Origin of the sequence: Mycobacterium noviomagense (assembly GCF_010731635.1) — a bacterium.
Classification (GTDB): domain Bacteria; phylum Actinomycetota; class Actinomycetes; order Mycobacteriales; family Mycobacteriaceae; genus Mycobacterium; species Mycobacterium noviomagense.
The window spans coordinates 4,144,727-4,163,026 of sequence record NZ_AP022583.1 but is presented as its reverse complement, the minus strand read 5'-3'; the positions used below and the strand labels follow the sequence as shown (position 1 = coordinate 4,163,026).

Sequence of the window (18,300 nt, the reverse complement as noted above, 5' to 3'; positions counted from 1 at the left end):
TTTTAGCACCCGTAGAGATGCCAGGGAGTTCACGTGGTGTTCAGTCAGCCGTCGCTGTCACATTGTTGACCGCACATCAACGCCGGTTGATCTCAGACGTATGCGTGTCGTCCAGGTCGCCAACTTCTATGGGCCTCGCTCCGGCGGCCTCCGAACAGCTGTAGATCGGCTGGGCGCGGAATACTGCGCGATGGGCCATGAAGTGTTCCTCATCGTACCGGGCCCATACGCCGGACGAAGTCAGCTGAACAGCGGTGTCGTTCGAATTAGCGTGCCCGCCAAGCTGATTCCGTTCACCGGTGGCTACCGCGCCGTGATGCCCGCAGCCGTGCGTGCACTGCTGCAAGCACTACAACCGGACGCCTTGGAGGTATCCGACCGGCTTACGCTCCGATCGCTGGGCCAATGGGGTCGCGACCACGGCGCCACGACGGTGATGATCTCCCATGAGCGCCTTGACCGCTTTGTCGGCCAATTTCTTCCGCGCGCCACGGCGCGAAGGTTCGCCGACTTCGCCAACGCGCGCACCGCCGCCAACTACGACACGGTGGTATGCACGACGGGGTTCGCGCGGGAAGAGTTCGACCGCATCGGCGCGACCAACACCGTGACCGTGGCCCTAGGCGTGGACCTGGAGACCTTTCACCCGTGTCGGCGTTCGGCGCAGGTGCGTGAGCGCTGGGCCGCGCCGTCGCAGCTGCTACTCGTCCACTGCGGCCGGTTGTCGGTGGAAAAGCGCGCCGACCGCAGCATCGACGCACTCGCCGCGTTGTGCGATGCCGGTGTCGATGCCCGCCTGCTTGTGGTCGGCGAGGGCCCGCTGCGGCCCAGGTTGCAACGGCAAGCCGCGGGGCTCCCGGTCGACTTCACCGGTTTCATCGCCAATCGGCGCGCGGTCGCCGGGGTGCTGGCCTCGGCCGACGTCGCGCTGGCACCGGGACCGCACGAGACGTTCGGCCTCGCCGCACTGGAATCGCTGGCCTGCGGCACACCGGCTGTGGTGTCGCGCACCTCGGCGCTGACCGAAATCATCACCACAGACAGCGGCGCGACCGCCGATAACGACCCGGCGGCCATCGCTGAAGCGGTCTGCGCTGTGGTGGCGCGGCCGGAAAACGACCGTCGGCGCGATGCCAGGCGCCGCGCCGAAATGTTTCCCTGGCAACGGGCGGCAGCGGGCATGCTGACCGTATTGGGCGCCGGTCGGGACCGATTAGTCCGGCATATTCCCCGTCATCGCCGCTGACGTCGTCGGGCACAACCACGGGCGCACGGCGCGGCAGCGCGCGAAATTACGGGCGTTCCGGGTGGGCCGCAGTCATACTCGGACCATCCCGCCTAGGAGGCACCATGCCGGCGCACAGTTTGGCACAGCAGATGCTGCGGCGCCGGCCGGTGAGCGGCGCGCCAGTCGCCCACGGCGCCTCAGATCATCTGCGACGCAGCTTGGGAACTTTTCAGCTCACCATGTTCGGTGTCGGCTCGACAATCGGCACGGGCATCTTTGTCATCCTGTCGGTGTCGGTACCCCAAGCCGGTCCGGCAGTCGTCATCTCGTTTCTGCTCGCCGGCATCGCGGCCGGACTCACCGCGATCTGCTATGCCGAACTGGCTTCGGCGGTACCGGTTTCCGGGTCGGCCTACTCGTACTCCTATGCCATCCTGGGTGAACTCGCAGCAGTGGGCGTCGCGGCATGCCTACTGCTTGAATACGGTGTGTCAACCGCCGCAGTTGCCGTTGGATGGAGTCAGTACCTAAACAAGTTGTTCGACAACGTCTTTGGGTTCCAACTGCCGCAAATAATCTCGGCTGCGCCGTGGGACACCAAACCTGGCGTCGTCAACCTGCCGGCCATCGTCTTGATCGCGATGTGCGCGGTCCTGTTGATCCGGGGTGTCAGCGAATCGGCGAAGGTCAATGCCGTGATGGTGGTGATCAAGCTCGCCGTGCTGCTGATGTTCGCCGCTATCGCGTTCACCGCGTTCAGGGCAGACCGTTTCGCCGACTTCGCGCCGTTCGGTGTCTCGGGCATCAGTTTGGCTGCCGGCACGATCTTTTTCACCTACATCGGCCTTGACGCGGTGTCCACCGCCGGCGACGAGGTCAAGGAACCGCAACACACGATGCCGCGGGCGATCATCGCGGCCATGCTCATCGTTACCGGTTTTTACATACTCGTGGCGGTGGCCGCGATGGGAAGCCAGCCGTGGCAGGAGTTCAAAGGTCAAGAGGCTGACCTCGCGGCGATCTTGGAGCACACCACCGGAAACGTCGTCGGCAGCACCATTTTGGCGGCCGGAGCGGTGATATCGATCTTCTCCGTCACTTTGGTGACGATGTACGGCCAGACACGCATCTTGTTCTCGATCGGACGTGATGGGCTGCTGCCGACCACGTTCGCCAAGGTCAACCCGCGCATGATGACACCCGTCAGCAACACCGTCATCGTCGCCGTGGTTCTGGCGATGTTGGCCGGGCTAGTCCCGCTGGAGAATCTTGCCGAAATCGTCTCCATCGGCACGCTCATTGCGTTCATCGTCGTGTCGGTGGGTGTGATGGTGCTGCGGGTCCGAGAACCCGACTTGCCTCGCGGTTTCAGGGTTCCCGGCTACCCGGTCACACCGATCCTTTCAGTGGCGGCATGCGTCTACATTTTGTCCAGCCTGCACTGGTACACGTGGGTCGGCTTCACTGTGTGGCTCACGGTCGCGCTGATCTTTTATCTGGGTTGGGGCCGCAGGCACAGTGCCCTCAATGGCTGCGGCGACCGCAGTATCGCCGCAGCCATACCGGATGAGGACGCGGCGGAGCCGAAGAGCCGACATATCGATGACGCCGTGTGATCCTCTTTCACCGGTCCTGCGCGGATGCCGCGGCCTTGGGGTGATTTCGTGCGGTAGCGACATGCCGGTGGGAGCATTTGCTGATGGACGACCAGGACGACCCCGAGAAACGCATCGCCGAGCTCGAACGCCAGCTGGCGGAGCGGGCGCCCATCGTGGAACTGAGACACCCGAGTGCGACGGTAACCACTGCTCCGGAGACGCCAGGCGCCCCGCCACCATCACCCGCTGCAGGATCGTCCACACCGTACGGTGCAGCTACCGGGGAGCTGTACGGCATGGGCGGCGCCGATTCCCCACGGTGGCAACGCAGTCATCCCCGGCGTCGTTGGCGTTTGGTGTCGATAATCGCGGTGTTCTGGTTGCTGATTCCGGTAAGCCACGGGGTGGCTCGGATTGTCACGCATCTGACGCATCACTCCTCCACCGGCATGCACCCGACAACCGTCAGCCCCACCGTCGCCGCGTTCCCAACGCAACCCTTGCCGGACGCCCTGACCGTCGGCCCCGGCGCAGTGGTCAGCGCCAGCGGTAACAGGCAATCCCAAACATTCGCCTGCAATGGCGGCACGCTTCGGTTGTCCGGCAACAGCAATACGTTCACAGTCGCCGGTCACTGTCTCAAGGTAGAAGTCTCGGGCAACTACACCCATGTCACCGTCGACAGTGCTGACACCATCGACGCCGGCGGCACCTACACCGTGACCGTCTACCACTGGGGCACACCAAAAATCACCGAGTCCGGGATCGGCGTCACCGTGAATCAGGGCTGACCACTGAAAGTTATTGCTATTTAATGGATTCGAAGATCATGCCGGCCTCGAACAGCACCGCGTCCGTTGGCTGGTCAGTCGGCTTTCTGCCAGGGCTGGCAGCTATGCGTCAAAAACGCCTTGTCACTCGGCTGTAGTGCGACTACCTGAGGTCCGGTACTGATGTTGTTGTCGATGATGTCGGTCGGATTAAGACTGTTCAGCCGGGCCCAATAGCAATCAGATTCTCCCTCACTGCTTTTTCCGCCGGAGCGGTAGGTACCCAACACGATGTCGGTACCGACTCGATAGGTTCCATCGGTTTCCATGATCGTCTTGGGCAGGGGCGTCGCCGGCGGTGAGCCGGTCACCGTCACGGTTTTGGTGATGACGGGTTGCACTGTGGATGTCACCGTGGCCACCGGCTGCCCTGGCGGCGAGCAACCGACCAGCAGCATCACCACTGCCGCTACAGCAGTTTTCTTTACCTGCACCGAAGGAGGGTAAGCATGGCAGCAGGACCCTGACGCACTATCCCTGTCGAGGGACCGAGTCCCTGTCACCGTGCGGTGCCTCCTCGACAACGCCAAGACGCTCAGAAATTCCGACCTGATTCGCGGGTCCGTCAGTGTTCTGCTGTCGGGGGCGAAGTTTCGATGGTGGTCAGTTCGGTGAGGCCGCTGATCCTGAAGACCGGCATCAAAAGAGGGCGGGCGATCAGGTGGATGTGCTCGGCGTGGGTGAACAAGGCGTTGATGGCCGCGCTGTCGAGGTACTCCACAGCACTGAGGTCGACGGTAAGTTTTCCGCCGCTTTTAGCGGCCTCCGTGCTGGCGGTGGTGAGGGCTCGATCGAATCTGTCGATATTGCTGAGATCGATTTCCCCCGCTGCGACCAGCACGAGTTTTCCGTCGTTGCCGCGTGTGGTGTCCAAAGTGAGCGGTGCGGACATCAGGTGATCCTCGCGGAGAGCTGAACTATGGTCCCGGCGGTATCGGAGTTGATTGCGACGTCATGCATCAGCCCTCGCATGAGGGCGATACCCCGGCCGCGGTAGGGGTCGCTAGCCGCTTTGGGAGGCTTCCACGAGCCCATGTCAGTGATAATCACGTTCACCTGGTTAACCGATACGATCGCATCCAATCGAATTGTGCCTTCGGAGCTGTCGCGGTGACCGTGCTCGATGGCGTTGGCGACGGCTTCTCCGGCGGCGACAAGCACGTCCATCGTCTGATCCGGGTTCACCCGGGCTCGGCTCAACCAGCTGCGCAAGGCGCTGCGGGTCGGGGCCAGGTGGCTGACGTGGGCCGGAAACTTCAACTCCAGCGGGGCGGGGTGGCGGTAGAGCAGAAGCACAACATCGTCCTGATAGCCGCCCTCGGGCGCCAGCCGCGTCATGATCTGGTTTGCCAGATCGTCCAGCGTGGAGACGCGGCCTTCCTGAACCAGGGCGGCGGCGCGCGAGATACCCTGCCCCAGCGCGATGCGGCGACGCTCGACCAGGCCGTCGGTGTAGAACAGCAGGGTCGCCCGCGCTGGCACGGTCACACGAGCTTCTGGGCGGGGCCAGTCGGTTCGTACGCCCAAAGCAATGGTGTGGCCGTCCTCCAGGATCCGGGTCGTGCCGTCGGCGTAGACCAGGATGGGCGGCGGATGCCCCGCACTGGAGTACACCAGCTCACCGGTGTCGGTATTGAGCACCGCGCAGACGGCCGTGGTGCACTGAGCACCGGGCAGTCGCGCCGCGAAGCGGTCCAGCCCCCCAAGAGCGGCACTGGGGCTGAGATTTTCGAACAGCAGCGCGCGGCAGGCGCTGCGCACCTGCCCCATCACAGTGGCGGCGGCGAGGCCGTGGCCGACACAGTCGCCGACGATCAGCGCGATGCGTCCGTCGTCGAGGTCGACGACGTCGTACCAGTCACCGCCCACCTGTAATGGGGGGCTGGCAGCCTGATAGCGCACCGCGAACCCCCTCGGCAGCTGAGCAGGGCCGAGGATTGCGTGCTGCAGCGCCAGGGCGGTTTCGCGCTGCTGATCCACTTGATGCACCCGCTGCAGGCCCTGGCCAAGCCGGCCGGCGAGCACGGTGAGCAACGTCTGGTCCTCGAGAGTGAACGGCCGTTGCTCGGCCAGATCGATTCGGACGACGAGCACGCCCTCGGGGTGCTGCAGTGCGATGCCCGCCGTCCCCGGCACTGTTGCGTTGGGGGTAAGCAGGTCGCCGTCGCGCAAGGCGCTCAGCATCTGTTTTGTGTCGGATGGCAAGTCGGCCCACTGGGCGGGCTCGCCGACCGACACCACCTGGGGTGCCCCTCGGGCGGTGTCGACGGAAGCACCGTGTGCCGGGAAGGTGACGGCCAGAACGCGGCGTGCCCGCCATAGCCGACGCAGCTCCTCGGCTGCAGCGCGCACCGCGTCATCGACCGTGTTCGCTTGGGTCAGTTCCTGGTTGAGGGCATGTTCGCGACCTGCCGCCAGCGCCAGGGCAATGGCAGCGTGCCGGGCGAAGTCACTGACGAGCTCGAGGTAGTCGTTGTCGAACGACGGCTGCTGCGGGCGGCGGGCGACAGCGATCACACCAAGCACCCTGTCGTCCGCAATCAGCGGCATGACGATCGCCGAGCGTTCACCGACGTCGGTGAACCCCTGGATCGGATACTGGAAGGAATCGGTAATCAGCGGTTGCCCGCGACGCGCGACACCGCCCGTCGTGGAGCCTTCCATCGGAACCTGCTGACCGATCACCTGCGACGTGTAGCGGCCCGCCGTGGCGGCTACGACCAGGGTGTCGACTTCATCGGCGGGCAGATTGGGCTCTCTGGGAACCAGCAATATCGCCTGTTCGGCATCAGCCAACTCCAGCGCCCGGTTCACGATGAGCTGCAAGGGCCCTGTCTGTGGGTTACCGGACAGCAGCGCGGTGGTGATCTCGCGACTGGCCTTGGTCCATTTCGCCGATTCACGTTCTCGCTCGAACAGTCGCGCGTTGTCGATGGCGGCGGCCGCTGCGGTGGCTAACGCACGCACGGCACGTTCTTCAGCGTCGGAAAACACCCGGCCGGGCTGGTCGTCGGCGAGGTAGAGGGTGCCGAAGTCTGCGTCGCGCACCGTGATCGGTATTGCGAGGAGTGCCCGCATCGGCGGGTCATGTGCGTGCAGCGCGGCAGCCTGCGGATCAGCGCTCAGATCGTCGACACGCAGACCCTCACCTACCGGCAAATCGGCGAGCCGACGCGCAATGTCGTCACCGATTCCTGTCCGGACGAAAGAGACGAGGGTTCCGTCGCCGCCGCGGATACCCAGCGCTCCATAGCGGGCGCCTGCCAGCTCCATCGCCGCATTGACGATTCGGTGCAACGTCACGTCGAAGTCCAGATTGGAACTGATCTCGACGATGACCCGGACCAGCTGTTCCATCTGATCGCGGGCTGCCGCGTGCTCGTCACGCTCTTCGCGCATTCGGCTTACCCGCTCGCGCCGGTCTTGCCAGGTGAACGCCGATTCACCCGGGTCGTTGTCCATAGCTACAACCTAATTGTTTGATTGGAAGTGCGGCCGTAGACCTATGGCTTAAGTCATGTCGGTCCGAAAGCTGAAACAGTCGAAGCCGTAATCAGAATTGTTGTCCTGCAGACATTTGGGCGCCTAGTTACCGCGGGCTCATCCGGTGCTTACTTTCTCGTCTAATGGCATCACGCCGTTCGTCTCCGGGCTGAGCTCCGGCGAATTCCTCGCATCCTGATACGCAGCCTCAAGAGCCGCCGGAACCGCTTCTAGGTCGCGGTATACGTCCATCAGTTGCTCGAGCACCCTGATTCGTTGCTGCCTCGCCTCGATCGCCGCGCGCCGGGCCTGTTCACGGTAATGATCGGCCTCCTGCTTAGCATCGGCGAGGAGTTGCTCACGCTCCTGCTGGGCGTCCTGCCACGCCGCATCGATCTCTGACTTGGTTTCGGCGCGCATCCTGACAAGTTCGGCGTCGAGCTTTTTCTTGGTTTGCTCGTACTCAGCTTCTAAAGCGTTTTGCTTTGCGACCAGGTCCGCCAGTAGTTTTTCCTGCTTTTGCTGCTCCGCCTCGGCTTCGGCCTTGGCGGCGGCGATCAGCGCGTCTGCCTCGGCGCGCGCCTCGGCCTGCATCTCGGAAACCTCGTCGACCGCACGTCGCAGCATCTCGCCCATCCGATGTTGGACCGCGTGCGGTGAGGGCGAGGTGTCCCTGAGGACGGCGATCTCCCTGCGCAGCGCGGCTGTTTCGTCGTCGCATTCCCTTAGCCGGGCCCGAAGGCTTTCAACGTCCTTGAACAGCAACTCCTGCTTGATGGTCAACGCCTCGATGTGGGCGTCAACCGCCGCCGGAGCGTAGCCCATAAAGGCGCGAGAAAACGTCTTTGCGGATTCGGTGTTCACTGCCACTTCCCTTCTGAAAACGCCTGGCAGACTCGCTGAAACCGCCCTCTGGGCGTCGAGACTGTGTCACGGTCCTACGCTTGCGCCGACAGGACCGCTCACGCCGAGGGTAGCGAGGCATGCGGCCTCGCGGGCAAGACGTCAGCGTCGTACTGCGTACAGCGCCGTGCCGACCGCTCGGGCCACTAACCTTCAGATTCTCGCGCCGTTCCTCGACTGATCATCCAGGCGACAAAGACCACTGCTATCGCCAACCCACCGTAGCCCAGCACCGAGGGCCACCACGGTTCGCTGGGTTGGCTGGGCTCCTCGTAACCGGCCAGTGCCACCAAGAAGCTGCCATTGTCGGTCGGCCCGACACCCGGCAGCGACTGGGTCTTGGTGATCCTGATCTGGGCGTTGCCGCTCGGATCGTTCGTCTGACCCCACGCAAAGGTGGAGTCGTCGAGAAGGAAGGTGTCCTGGCTGCCGGCGGGTTGGCTCTCGTCGCGGCCCACCACGACCACTTGGCCCACTTTGACGATCTGGTTGCGGGCGGGGACATCGGCCAAGACGTCCTGGAAGACGTCCGGCGGGGCCGGCGGGGTGTACTCCGGCGGCGGTGGGCCATTCCAGCCGTCCGGCGGTATCCAGGCCCCGCCGTTGAAGCTGCCCGAGGCCAGATAGCTGCCGCCGACCGCGGTGAACGGGAACACGCCTGCGCTAGCGACATCGAGCACCACCCGGCCTCCGGCCGGCACGTACGCCTCCCGATACGCGCCGTTGTAGAAATAGCGAAAGGTCATCGCCTGGTTGAGCGGGTTGTACAGAGCGGGACGGTGATAGACGTCGTAGTCGACGTAGTCCCAATGTCGCGGGCGCGCCAACGACTTGTTGTCGGCTTTGACGATGTCGACGTTGGCGTTATGGGCGTTGACCACATCTTGCACCTGGTGGTTGAAGTCGACCACCTGCAGCATCTGGTGCGTCGTGCGGAAATCGATGCGCGTCGCCGGTGCGTTTTTCGCGGCCGCAACCGCCTGGGGCGGCGCATCGACGCTCTTCGGCGGTGCAACCAGCGCAGCGTTCGTCGGCGCACCGGAGGGCCGCGGACTGATCTTCGGGGCCCGCACAGGGACCGTGCTCGTGGGCGGTGGGCTTGGCGGAATCACCTCGGGGGTTTGCGCCGGCGGCACCGGCTCCGGCGGAAGCTCCAGAGGCGGCAGCGGCGCCATGCTGGGAGACGACTGGGCGGGCCGAGGCGGCGCTTCTTCGAAGCACGACCTTGTCGACGGAAGGTGGTACATCGACACCCACGAAAGGCATTCGTCGCAGAAATTTGGGTTTGACCCGGCCCCGACACACGGAGCCGACTGCGCCACACCGGGGATGCTGGCTACCACCGAGAACGGTGCGAAAGCCAGGGCGGCTGCAGCCGCGATCCCGAGTGCCTTCATTTCATGACCTTTCGGCAACCGCATTGGTTGGGAGTTGCGATCACCAAGAGTGGCGCGGGTGGGTAGCGGCTGTGCCGTTACCCAAGCCAGTGTCGCACTTTTGTGACAAGGGCGTCATAGGGGTTTGTGGTTTGCCTCGATCTCGTAATTGTGTAGACGCTGCCGAAGATGTTGTGTACGCCGGGGAGGGTCGCGACCAGACACAGCGTTCGAGCCGCAGATGGTCGCCGAGAGCCTTCGCAAGGCATGTCTTTACGTCGGCACCAGTTGGGCCGAACTTGCCTGGCGGGCCAGTTTCCTGTCGAAGGTCCACAGTGGTTCGGCGTTCGACAATTCAGCGTATGCGGCGAGGCAGCAATCTTCGAACGAGAGCTTGGAGTGTTGGCTAAAAAGCACAAGTGCACGTGTGAACATGACACGGTTGCAATCAATTTGGGTTAACGACAACAGACCATCGAGCGCCTCGGCTACCGCCGCGCGACCGAAATCGTAGTGGCGGCATAGGGCAAAGACGACCTCGATGACCGCCACGTCCGAAACCGCGAAGGGCGCATCAGCGCCTTCAACTAAAGCGACTGCCGCCGCATGCTGGTCTGGAACATCATTGAGCAACAGTCGAAGTACAACGTTCGCATCGAGTGAACCGGCAAATACGGGCATCACAGCCGCGACTCGCGCTGGGACTGGTAGAAGTCGTTGACATCCAACAGTGGGCGGGTGCCCGGCTTGATATGGCGACTTATACGTTCGCTCAACTCGCTAACACTTGGCGGTTTCGTGATGATGAGTTCCCCGGTTTCTTCGTTCAGTCGCGCACGCAGCACGCCCCCTGAGTCTGCTAGCCCAAGCCGCCGGCGAACGGCGACCGGCAGCGTGGTCTGCCCCTTGCGCGTGATGGTAAGAGTAAGGTCCATGCTCATTACTATATACACTTTGCATTACCCAGGCCGGTAGGTAATGAAATCGGCGGCGTCCATGTTGAGGCGCAGGCTCGAGTGGAGGCCACCAGCGCATTGTCATGTCTCGGGACATCGTTGACAGGTGTCCCGAGACATGGTTTACACCTTCAACCTGTTTTCGGGTGAGTTTCCGCATTTGATGCCGCGGGGTTGGTAGTCGCGGGTGGGGTCGAGTGTGAGTTTGCGGATCAGTGTTCCGGTGTTGTGGGTCGAGCACGCGGATGTCACGATTGTCGATGAGCACGGTGACGTGGGTGCCGCGGCGGTGTTTGGACAGTCCGATGTGGTGTAGGCGGCTGTTGTAGCGGATGGTGATGACGCCGGCGGCGTCGATGCGGTCGCGGCGGACCCGGTAGTGCGGCGGGATCTGGTAGCCGGTGGGGAAGGCTTTGGGGCGAGCCTCAAAGGCCTGTCGGGGTGTTCGCCGGTTGACTGCTCGGTGTGGGCGGATGGTGTTGTAGTAGGTGGTGAATTCGTCGAGCTGGGTTTGCAGTTCGGTGATGGATCGAGCCGGTGGTAGGGCGCGCAGGTGTTTTTTGAGGGTTTGGTGGAAGCGTTCGACTTTTCCGCAGGTCTGTGGGTGATAGGGGCGGGAGTTGATGTAGTTGATGCCGAGTTCGCCGAGGGTGATTTGCAGGGCGGTGCGTCCGCCGCGCCGTGGTGTGGCGGTGAAGATGGCGCCGTTGTCGGTGAGCACTGTGGCTGGGGGGCCCCAGCGGGCGAAGGCGGCCAGGAACGTGTCCATCACGTCCGGGCCGGTCATGGTGGGTCGAGCGAGGCTGGTTAGGGCCAGACGGGAGTGGTCGTCGAGCAGGTTGAGGATCTCGACCTCGGTGTCATCGGCGAGGTGCCAGTGGGTGACGTCGGCTTGCCCGAGTTCGTTGGGTTGGGCGGCGGTGAAGCGTTTCCAGGCTGATCGGGGGCGTTTATGGGGTTGGGGTGTGATGAAGCCGCGTCGGGCCAGGATGCGCCAGATCGTGGATAGGGCAGGGACTTTCGTGACGTCGGGGTCGCGGGCGAGGTGCTCGGCGATGGTGGCCGCGCCGGCGTCATAGCCGGCTTTGTCCAAGGTTTTGCGCAACCGCACGATCGTGTCTTCCAGCGCGGGGCCAATGGCGCGGGCGTTGGTATGCGGGCGCCGTGACTGCGGTTGGAAGGCCGCGGCCCCGTCGGACTGGTAGCGGGTGACCAGCTGGTGTACCCATTGCCGGGACAGGTCGTAGTCTCGGGCAACCTCGCTTTTGCTGCGCCCTTCTAGCACGACGGCGGTGATCACAAGCTGTGCCTTCGACATGGCCGACCTCCCACACGGTGAGGGTGTCAACTATGTCGCGAGACATCCGTCAACTATGTCGTGAAACCAGACAGAGGCCACCAGCGCATGAAAATGCGAGGAGCGAGAAAAGAACAGCCAGTGACCATCGGTAGCGCCGAGCGGCGCTGCGTCGATCGTTGTAGCGCCAGCGCTCGCAGAACTGGTTGGCGTATACCTCGGGGTATGTACACCCGCAGGGTACGCAATCCGTGGTCTGGCCAGGGTCTCGAAATGCGTTTAAGCTGCGCAAACCTTTGGTCGGGCTGACAGGATTTGAACCTGCGACCACTTGACCCCCAGTCAAGTGCGCTACCAAACTGCGCCACAGCCCGGTCGCCGCCTACATCCTCGGCAGCAGGTCGAAAGCCTACCGCAGCCGTGGCCCATTGCTGTAACGCAAAGCAAGCGGTTAGCGCCTACAACGTGGCCAGTAGCCGATATAACCCGATGAGGCCGACCACGACAATCGCCGCGCGAAGCGTGCTGGGCGAGAGCCGGCGCCCGTAGTGGGCGCCCAAGAAGCCGCCGATCAGCGAGCTCACCGCGATCACCGCCGCCGCAGGCCAGCTGATCCGGTGAAACGCAACGACGGTATATGCCAGGGCCGCAACCACATTCACCAGTAGCGCCAGCAGATTCTTCGCCGCGTTTATCCGCTGAATCGACTCGGGCAGCAGCGCCCCCATCAGCCCGACCAGCAAGATGCCCTGCGCCGCGGTGAAGTAGCCGCCGTACACGCCGATCGCGAAGGTACCAACAAGGAGCCCGGCCATCCGGCGAAACGACAGGTGGTCGACCGCCCGGCCGCTCTGCTCGGCGCGCCGGCGCGCCCACGCTTGGATGCGCGGGCCGGCCAGCACCATGACGAGCGCAACGACAAGCAGCCCTGGGACCACCCGGATGAACACCTTCTCCGGCAGATGCAGCAGCAGCCACGCGCCCACTGCCGCGCCAGCTAGCGACGCCGGGATCTGGCACCGCAGCCGCCGCCACTGGCCGCGCAGCTCGCGACGGTATCCCCAGGTTCCCGAGACACTTCCAGCCACCAGGCCCACCGCGTTGGACATGGTCGACGTCACCGCGGGGTAGCCGAGCGCAACCAGCGTCGGGAACGTCACCAAGGTGCCCGAGCCCACCAGTGCGTTGATCGCGCCGGCCGTCGCACCGGCCAGCGCGATCAGCGCCACATGAGAAATGGGCACTGGGGAACCCTATTGGGCGCAAGCTGGACGACAACTGGCAGTCAGCGTGACCGTGCGCCTCGCTTTTCGCGCACGCGCACGTTGATGCGGATCGGGCTGCCCTCGAACCCGAACGTCTCGCGCAGCCGGCGCTCCAGGAACCGTCGATACCCGGCCTCCAGAAACCCCGTGGTGAACAACACGAACGTGGGCGGGCGGACGGCGGCCTGCGTCGCGAATAGGACGCGCGGCTGGCGACCGCCGCGTACCGGCGGCGGCGTGGCTGCGATCACTTCCTTGAGCCACGCGTTCAGCTGGCCGGTGGAAATGCGGGTGTCCCACGACGCCAGTGCTGTCTCTAGCGCCGGCACCAGCTTCTGTAGCGCCCGACCCGTCTTGGCGGAGACGTTGACCCGCTGCGCCCAGCGCACTTGCACCAGCTCGCGATCGATTTCGCGCTCCAACAGGTAGCGCCGGTCTTCGTCGACCAGATCCCACTTGTTGAAGGCGAGTACCAATGCCCGCCCGGCTTCGATGACCATCGTCAAGATGCGCTGGTCTTGCTCGGTCAGTGGCACCGAGGCGTCGATCAGCGCGATCACCACTTCGGCGGCATCGATTGCGCCGTGGGTACGCACCGACGCGTAGTACTCGTGCCCGCTGGCCTGACCCACTTTTCGGCGCAAACCGGCGGTGTCGATGAACCGCCATGTCTTGCCGCCCAATTCGATCAGGGAATCCACCGGATCAACCGTTGTGCCTGCGACCTCGTGCACAACGGCCAGCTGATCACCCGCCAGCCGATTCAACAGCGAGCTCTTGCCGACGTTCGGTTTGCCCACCAGCGCCACCCGCCGCGGGCCGCCACCGACCGACGCCGTCTCGGCCACCTCGGGCAGGGCGGTCACCACCTCGTCAAGCAGATCGGCCACGCCGCGACCGTGCATGGCGCTGATCGCATACGGTTGACCCAGCCCCAGTGACCACAGCGCCGCCGCGTCGGCCTCGCCCTTGTCGCTGTCAACCTTGTTGGCCGCCAAGAAGACTGGCTTTCCCGAGCGGCGCAGGATCCGAGCGGCCGCCTCGTCGCCCGCTGTGGCACCGACCACGGCGTCGACAACCAGGATCACCGCGTCGGCCGTGCGCATCGCCACCGCCGCCTGCTCGGCGACCAACTGTTGCAGGCCCTTTGCATCTGGCTCCCACCCGCCGGTGTCCTGCACGACGAACCGCCGCCCGGTCCACAGCGCGTCGTAGGAAACGCGGTCGCGAGTCACGCCGGGGACATCTTGCACCACCGCTTCACGGCGACCGAGAATCCGGTTGACCAACGTGGATTTGCCGACGTTCGGTCGGCCCACCACTGCCACCACCGGCGGTGGCCCGTACGCCGCCTCGGAAGCGACTTCGTCAAGCTCCCAATCGCTTTCGTCGTTCCAGGTGCCGTCGCGGCTCATGTGCGCCGCTCCTCCTCATCGCTGCGCTCTGCATCGTCGCCGGCGCGGCTCATTGCATGGCCTCGCTACGCTGCTTGACCAACTCCAGTAGGTGAGCGATCACCTCGGCCTCGGTCATGTCGCTGGTGTCAACGACCACAGCGTCATCAGCTGCCCGCAACGGCGACACCGCACGGGTCGAATCGAGATGGTCCCGGCGGCGCACGTCCGCGAGCACACCGGCATAGTCGTCCGCCAATCCGGCGGCGACGTTCTGGTCGTTGCGCCGCTGCGCCCGTGTCTCCGCTGACGCGGTCAGAAAGATCTTCACATCCGCGTCGGGCAGCACCACGGTCCCGATGTCGCGGCCCTCCACCACGACGCTCGACTGGCCCTCAGCCAGCTCGCGCTGCAAACCGACAAGCCGCCGACGCACAGCCGGAACCGATGATACTGCCGAGACGGCTCGGGTAACCTCGTCGCCGCGGATCTCATCCGAAACATTTTCGCCGCCAAGGCAACAGCGGTCCCCGTCCGGGTCATATCCCACCGACAGCGGCACGGTCTCCGCGAGCGCCCCGACAGCCGCATCATCAGAGGGGTCGATGCCGGCTCGCAGCACCGCCAGCGTCACAATCCGATACATGGCACCGGTATCCAAGTACCGCGCCCCAAGAGCGCGCGCCAGTTCCCGTGAAACGGAAGACTTCCCGGTTCCTGCCGGACCGTCAACGGCGACGACCAGCCCACTCACAGGCCCACCGCTTTATAGAGTTCGCCAATCTCGTTGCGGCCCAATGCCCGGATGCTTCCCGGCCGCTGGTTGCCCAGCGATACGGGGCCGATGTCGGTTCGCACAAGCGCCTGCACCGGAAAACCCGCAGCCGCCAGCAACCGGCGCACAATGCGCTTCCGGCCTTCGTGCAGCGTCACCCGCACCAGTGTCTTGCCCGAAACGGCGTCCACCACCGCGAAGTCGTCCACCGAGGCACGACCATCGTCGAGTTCGATCCCGGCGCGCAGCTTCTTGCCCAGCCCGCGCGGCACCGTCCCGGCCACTGTTGCCAGATACGTCTTGGGCACCTCATAGGACGGATGCATCAACCGGTGCGCCAACTCGCCGTCGTTGGTCAACAGAAGGAGGCCTTCGGTGTCGGCGTCGAGACGCCCGACGTGGAAGAGGTTCTTGTTGCCCCGCACCCGATGTTCGACCAAGTCGCCGATACACGGTCGGCCGCGATCGTCGGACATGGTCGAGTGCATGCCGCGCGGCTTGTTCAATGCCAGATACACCAGCGAGTCGTCGAGAACTACCCGCGCCCCGTCGACACGTATCACCGACGCATCCGGGTCCACCCGGCTGCCCAGCTCCGTCACCAGCTGCCCATCCACTTCGACGCGGCCGTCGGCGATCATCTGCTCGGCTACTCGCCGTGACGCAATCCCGGCCTGCGACAACAGTTTTTGCAGCCGCACTCCGTCAGCCATCACTCCTCGTCCACGTCGAACGACGTCGGCTGCTCCGGCTCGGCAGCGCCACCGAGTTTGGCGAAACGCCGTTCGGTGTCAAGGGATTCGCTGATGTCGTCGATGGTGTCGACATCGGGAAGCAGCGGCGCGATGTCGGGAAGATCGGCCAGCGACGACAATCCCAACCGCTCCAAAAACAGCTCGGTTGTGGCGAACGTCGTCGCGCCGGTATCCGGGTCGGTGCCCGCCTCGGTGATCAGGCCGCGCGCCAGCAGCGTGCGCATGACGGCGTCGACGTTGACGCCACGGACCGCGCTGACCCGCGCGCGGGTCACCGGCTGGCGGTAGGCGACCACGGCAAGCGTCTCCAACGCCGCGCGGGTCAGCTTGCTTCGTGAACCGTCGAGCAGCAGCCGCTCGACATACGGGGCGAAGCGGCCGCGGGTGTACATCCGCCATCCCCCGCCCGCCTCCCGCAGGTCGATGCCGCTGTCACGGTCGGCCAGTTCCTCGGCCATCAGCCGCAGTTTGGCAGCGACCCGGTACACGGGTTGCTCGGTGACCGCGGCGAGCGTTTCCACGCTCACCGGGGTGTCCACCACCAGCAACAAAGCCTCGAGCACCCGGCCGAGCTCGTCGTCATCGAGCTCTGACTCCAGCCCCGGGACGTCGAGACCCAAATCGGGCTCGGGCAGGTGGTCGGTCATGGTTGATCTCGCACTTCTGGTGGCTCCGCTTTCACCAAGTCTTCGCTGGTCGGCCGTTCCCCGGTCCACGAAACCTGGAGCACACCAAGCGGTTCTGACTGGTCGAATGCTACCGCCCGGGCCCGATACAGTTCGAGTAGCGCCAGGAAGCGGCCGACGATCTCGATCGGCGCCGCACAGTCGGCGACCAGCTCCGAAAACGACGCCCAGTGGCCGATGCCTCGCGCCTCCAACAGGTCCAGCAGCTGTTCGGCCTGCTGCGGCACCGAGACCATCAGCTCGTGCAGGTGCTCGGTGGCCACCGTCGGCGCCGGCCGCGGCGTCAGCGCGATCGCCGCGATCTGCGCGAAGCTGTCGGCGTCGACGCCCAGCATGACCTCTGGCAGCAGGTTCGCGAACCGATCCTCCAGGGACACCGCGCGTGGATAGCTGCGCAACGCCGCGGCCTCCAGCTCGGCGAACATCTCGGCGACATGCTTGAACGCCCGGTATTGCAGCAGCCGGGCGAACAGCAGGTCACGGACCTCCAGCAGGGCCAGATCCTCCTCGTCGTCGACCTGGCCCGCAGGCAGCAGCCGGGCCGCCTTGAGGTCGAGCAGCGTCGCGGCGACCACCAGGAACGCCGTGGTCTCTTCGAGCTCCAGGTCGGGTCCGATGGCCCGCGTATAGGCGATGAACTCGTCGGTCACCCGGTGAAGCGCCACCTCGGTGACGTCAAGCCGGTGCGCGAAGATCAGCTGCAGCAGCAGGTCGAACGGCCCCTCGAAGTTGGCGAGCCGGACCTGGAAACCGTTCTGGGATGAGCCCTCGAACTCCACGCGGTCGTTCACGCGCCGAATCGGTGGATGACCTCGCGGGCCAATGAGCGGTAGGCCTCCGCACCGCTCGACTTCGGCGCCCACGAGGTGATGGGCTCGCCGGCGACGCTGGTCTCCGGGAAGCGCACCGTGCGGCTGATGACCGTGTCGAACACCAGGTCACCGAACCGTTCCACGACACGGGCCATGACCTCACGCGCGTTGACGGTACGCGGGTCGTAGCGGGTGACCAGGATGCCGCTGATCTGCAGCTTGGGGTTAAGCCGATCGTGCACCTTGTCGACGGTGTCGGTGAGCAACGCCAGCCCGCGCAGCGCGAAGTATTCGCACTCGGTGGGGATCACCACACCGTCGGCGCACGCCAGGCCGTTGACCGTGAGCAAGCCCAGCGACGGCTGGCAGTCGATCAGCACGTAGTCGTATCGGTCGAGCACCGGATGCAGCGCCCGGGCCAAGGTCTGCTCGCGGCCCACCTCATTGACGAGCTGAATTTCGGCGGCCGACAGGTCGATGTTGCTGGGTACCAGGTCCATGTGCTTGACGCGGGTGTGGATGAGCACGTCGTCGATGGACACCCGCGGCTCGACCAGCAGGTTGTGAATCGTGCGCTCGAGTTCGTAGTGCGGCACACCCAGGCCGGCGGACAGTGCGCCCTGCGGATCCATGTCGACCAGCAGGACCCGGCGCCCGTACTCGGCCAGCGCGGCGCCCAGGTTGATCGTCGACGTGGTCTTGCCGACGCCGCCCTTCTGGTTGCACATCGCGATGACCTTGGCCGGGCCATGCGACATAAGCGGTTTGGGCTCGGGAATCGCCCGCGGCGGCCTTCCGGTCAGGCCGACACCCGCGCCGCTGTCGGGGTCGTCGGTCATGCCCGGCCGCGTGTCGTCGCCCAACGCATGGGGGTTCGGTGGGTGACGCACAGGCTAGTGGCGGACATCGCAGGAAAGTCTAACGGCTTAGCGCGCCTGCGCT

At 64.8% G+C, this 18,300-nt stretch carries 17 protein-coding genes and 1 tRNA gene; 3 read left to right on the top strand and 15 right to left on the bottom strand.

The genetic code is table 11. The features are described from left to right. The first annotated feature begins 100 nt into the window (after positions 1 to 100). From G6N15_RS19700 to G6N15_RS19690, 3 genes are all read left to right on the top strand, one after another. Entirely contained in the window at positions 101 to 1,246 is a 1,146-nt protein-coding gene (locus G6N15_RS19700) for a glycosyltransferase (protein WP_083089657.1), read from the top strand. Between the two features lie 104 nt (positions 1,247 to 1,350). Continuing rightward, positions 1,351 to 2,844, top strand: a complete 1,494-nt coding sequence (locus G6N15_RS19695) for an APC family permease (RefSeq protein WP_083089654.1) — start codon at positions 1,351 to 1,353, stop codon at positions 2,842 to 2,844. 83 nt (positions 2,845 to 2,927) lie between these two features. Next, on the top strand, positions 2,928 to 3,617 hold the full coding sequence (locus tag G6N15_RS19690; protein ID WP_083089652.1) for a DUF3060 domain-containing protein: 690 nt from the start codon (positions 2,928 to 2,930) through the stop codon (positions 3,615 to 3,617). Positions 3,618 to 3,691: 74 nt separating this feature from the next. Here the strand turns inward: G6N15_RS19690 and G6N15_RS19685 are convergent, their stop codons facing one another. From G6N15_RS19685 to G6N15_RS19610, 15 genes are all read right to left on the bottom strand, one after another. Further along, the gene (locus tag G6N15_RS19685; RefSeq protein WP_232070281.1) at positions 3,692 to 4,090 is read right to left on the bottom strand and encodes a hypothetical protein; all 399 of its coding nucleotides are present in this window, start codon (positions 4,088 to 4,090) and stop codon (positions 3,692 to 3,694) included. 131 nt (positions 4,091 to 4,221) lie between these two features. Further along, positions 4,222 to 4,548, bottom strand: coding sequence for an STAS domain-containing protein (locus G6N15_RS19680; RefSeq protein ID WP_083089650.1), 327 nt, complete (start codon positions 4,546 to 4,548; stop codon positions 4,222 to 4,224). After that, entirely contained in the window at positions 4,548 to 7,118 is a 2,571-nt protein-coding gene (locus G6N15_RS19675) for a SpoIIE family protein phosphatase (protein ID WP_083089648.1), read from the bottom strand. The genes G6N15_RS19680 and G6N15_RS19675 overlap by 1 nt, the downstream gene beginning before the upstream one ends. A 138-nt stretch (positions 7,119 to 7,256) precedes the next feature. Beyond that, the gene (locus G6N15_RS19670; protein ID WP_083089646.1) at positions 7,257 to 8,003 is read right to left on the bottom strand and encodes a coiled-coil domain-containing protein; all 747 of its coding nucleotides are present in this window, start codon (positions 8,001 to 8,003) and stop codon (positions 7,257 to 7,259) included. 185 nt (positions 8,004 to 8,188) lie between these two features. After that, positions 8,189 to 9,439, bottom strand: coding sequence for a hypothetical protein (locus G6N15_RS19665; RefSeq protein WP_083089662.1), 1,251 nt, complete (start codon positions 9,437 to 9,439; stop codon positions 8,189 to 8,191). Positions 9,440 to 9,691: 252 nt separating this feature from the next. Next, a complete protein-coding gene (locus G6N15_RS19660; RefSeq protein ID WP_083089644.1) occupies positions 9,692 to 10,099 on the bottom strand; it encodes a PIN domain-containing protein in 408 nt (135 codons plus the stop codon). 99 nt (positions 10,100 to 10,198) lie between these two features. Continuing rightward, on the bottom strand, positions 10,199 to 11,692 hold the full coding sequence (locus G6N15_RS23350) for an IS481 family transposase (protein WP_232070280.1): 1,494 nt from the start codon (positions 11,690 to 11,692) through the stop codon (positions 10,199 to 10,201). Between the two features lie 276 nt (positions 11,693 to 11,968). Next, positions 11,969 to 12,045, bottom strand: a tRNA-Pro gene (locus tag G6N15_RS19645). A gap of 84 nt (positions 12,046 to 12,129) precedes the next feature. Continuing rightward, on the bottom strand, positions 12,130 to 12,915 hold the full coding sequence (locus G6N15_RS19640) for a sulfite exporter TauE/SafE family protein (protein WP_083089639.1): 786 nt from the start codon (positions 12,913 to 12,915) through the stop codon (positions 12,130 to 12,132). A 41-nt stretch (positions 12,916 to 12,956) separates the two neighbouring features. Next, positions 12,957 to 14,351, bottom strand: a complete 1,395-nt coding sequence (der, locus tag G6N15_RS19635) for a ribosome biogenesis GTPase Der (RefSeq protein WP_083089636.1) — start codon at positions 14,349 to 14,351, stop codon at positions 12,957 to 12,959. Between the two features lie 49 nt (positions 14,352 to 14,400). Then, on the bottom strand, positions 14,401 to 15,084 hold the full coding sequence (cmk, locus tag G6N15_RS19630) for a (d)CMP kinase (protein ID WP_083089634.1): 684 nt from the start codon (positions 15,082 to 15,084) through the stop codon (positions 14,401 to 14,403). Beyond that, positions 15,081 to 15,818 carry a pseudouridine synthase gene (locus G6N15_RS19625; protein ID WP_083089632.1) on the bottom strand — a complete coding sequence of 246 codons (738 nt, stop codon included), beginning with the start codon at positions 15,816 to 15,818 and terminating at the stop codon, positions 15,081 to 15,083. The genes cmk and G6N15_RS19625 overlap by 4 nt, the downstream gene beginning before the upstream one ends. Beyond that, positions 15,818 to 16,507, bottom strand: a complete 690-nt coding sequence (scpB, locus tag G6N15_RS19620) for an SMC-Scp complex subunit ScpB (protein ID WP_083089630.1) — start codon at positions 16,505 to 16,507, stop codon at positions 15,818 to 15,820. The genes G6N15_RS19625 and scpB overlap by 1 nt, the downstream gene beginning before the upstream one ends. Next, a complete protein-coding gene (locus G6N15_RS19615; protein WP_083089628.1) occupies positions 16,504 to 17,337 on the bottom strand; it encodes a segregation/condensation protein A in 834 nt (277 codons plus the stop codon). Before G6N15_RS19615 ends, scpB begins: the two co-directional genes overlap by 4 nt. After that, positions 17,334 to 18,197 (bottom strand): ParA family protein, encoded by an 864-nt coding sequence (locus tag G6N15_RS19610; RefSeq protein ID WP_083089626.1) that lies wholly within the window; start codon positions 18,195 to 18,197, stop codon positions 17,334 to 17,336. The genes G6N15_RS19615 and G6N15_RS19610 overlap by 4 nt, the downstream gene beginning before the upstream one ends. Positions 18,198 to 18,300 lie beyond the last annotated feature (103 nt).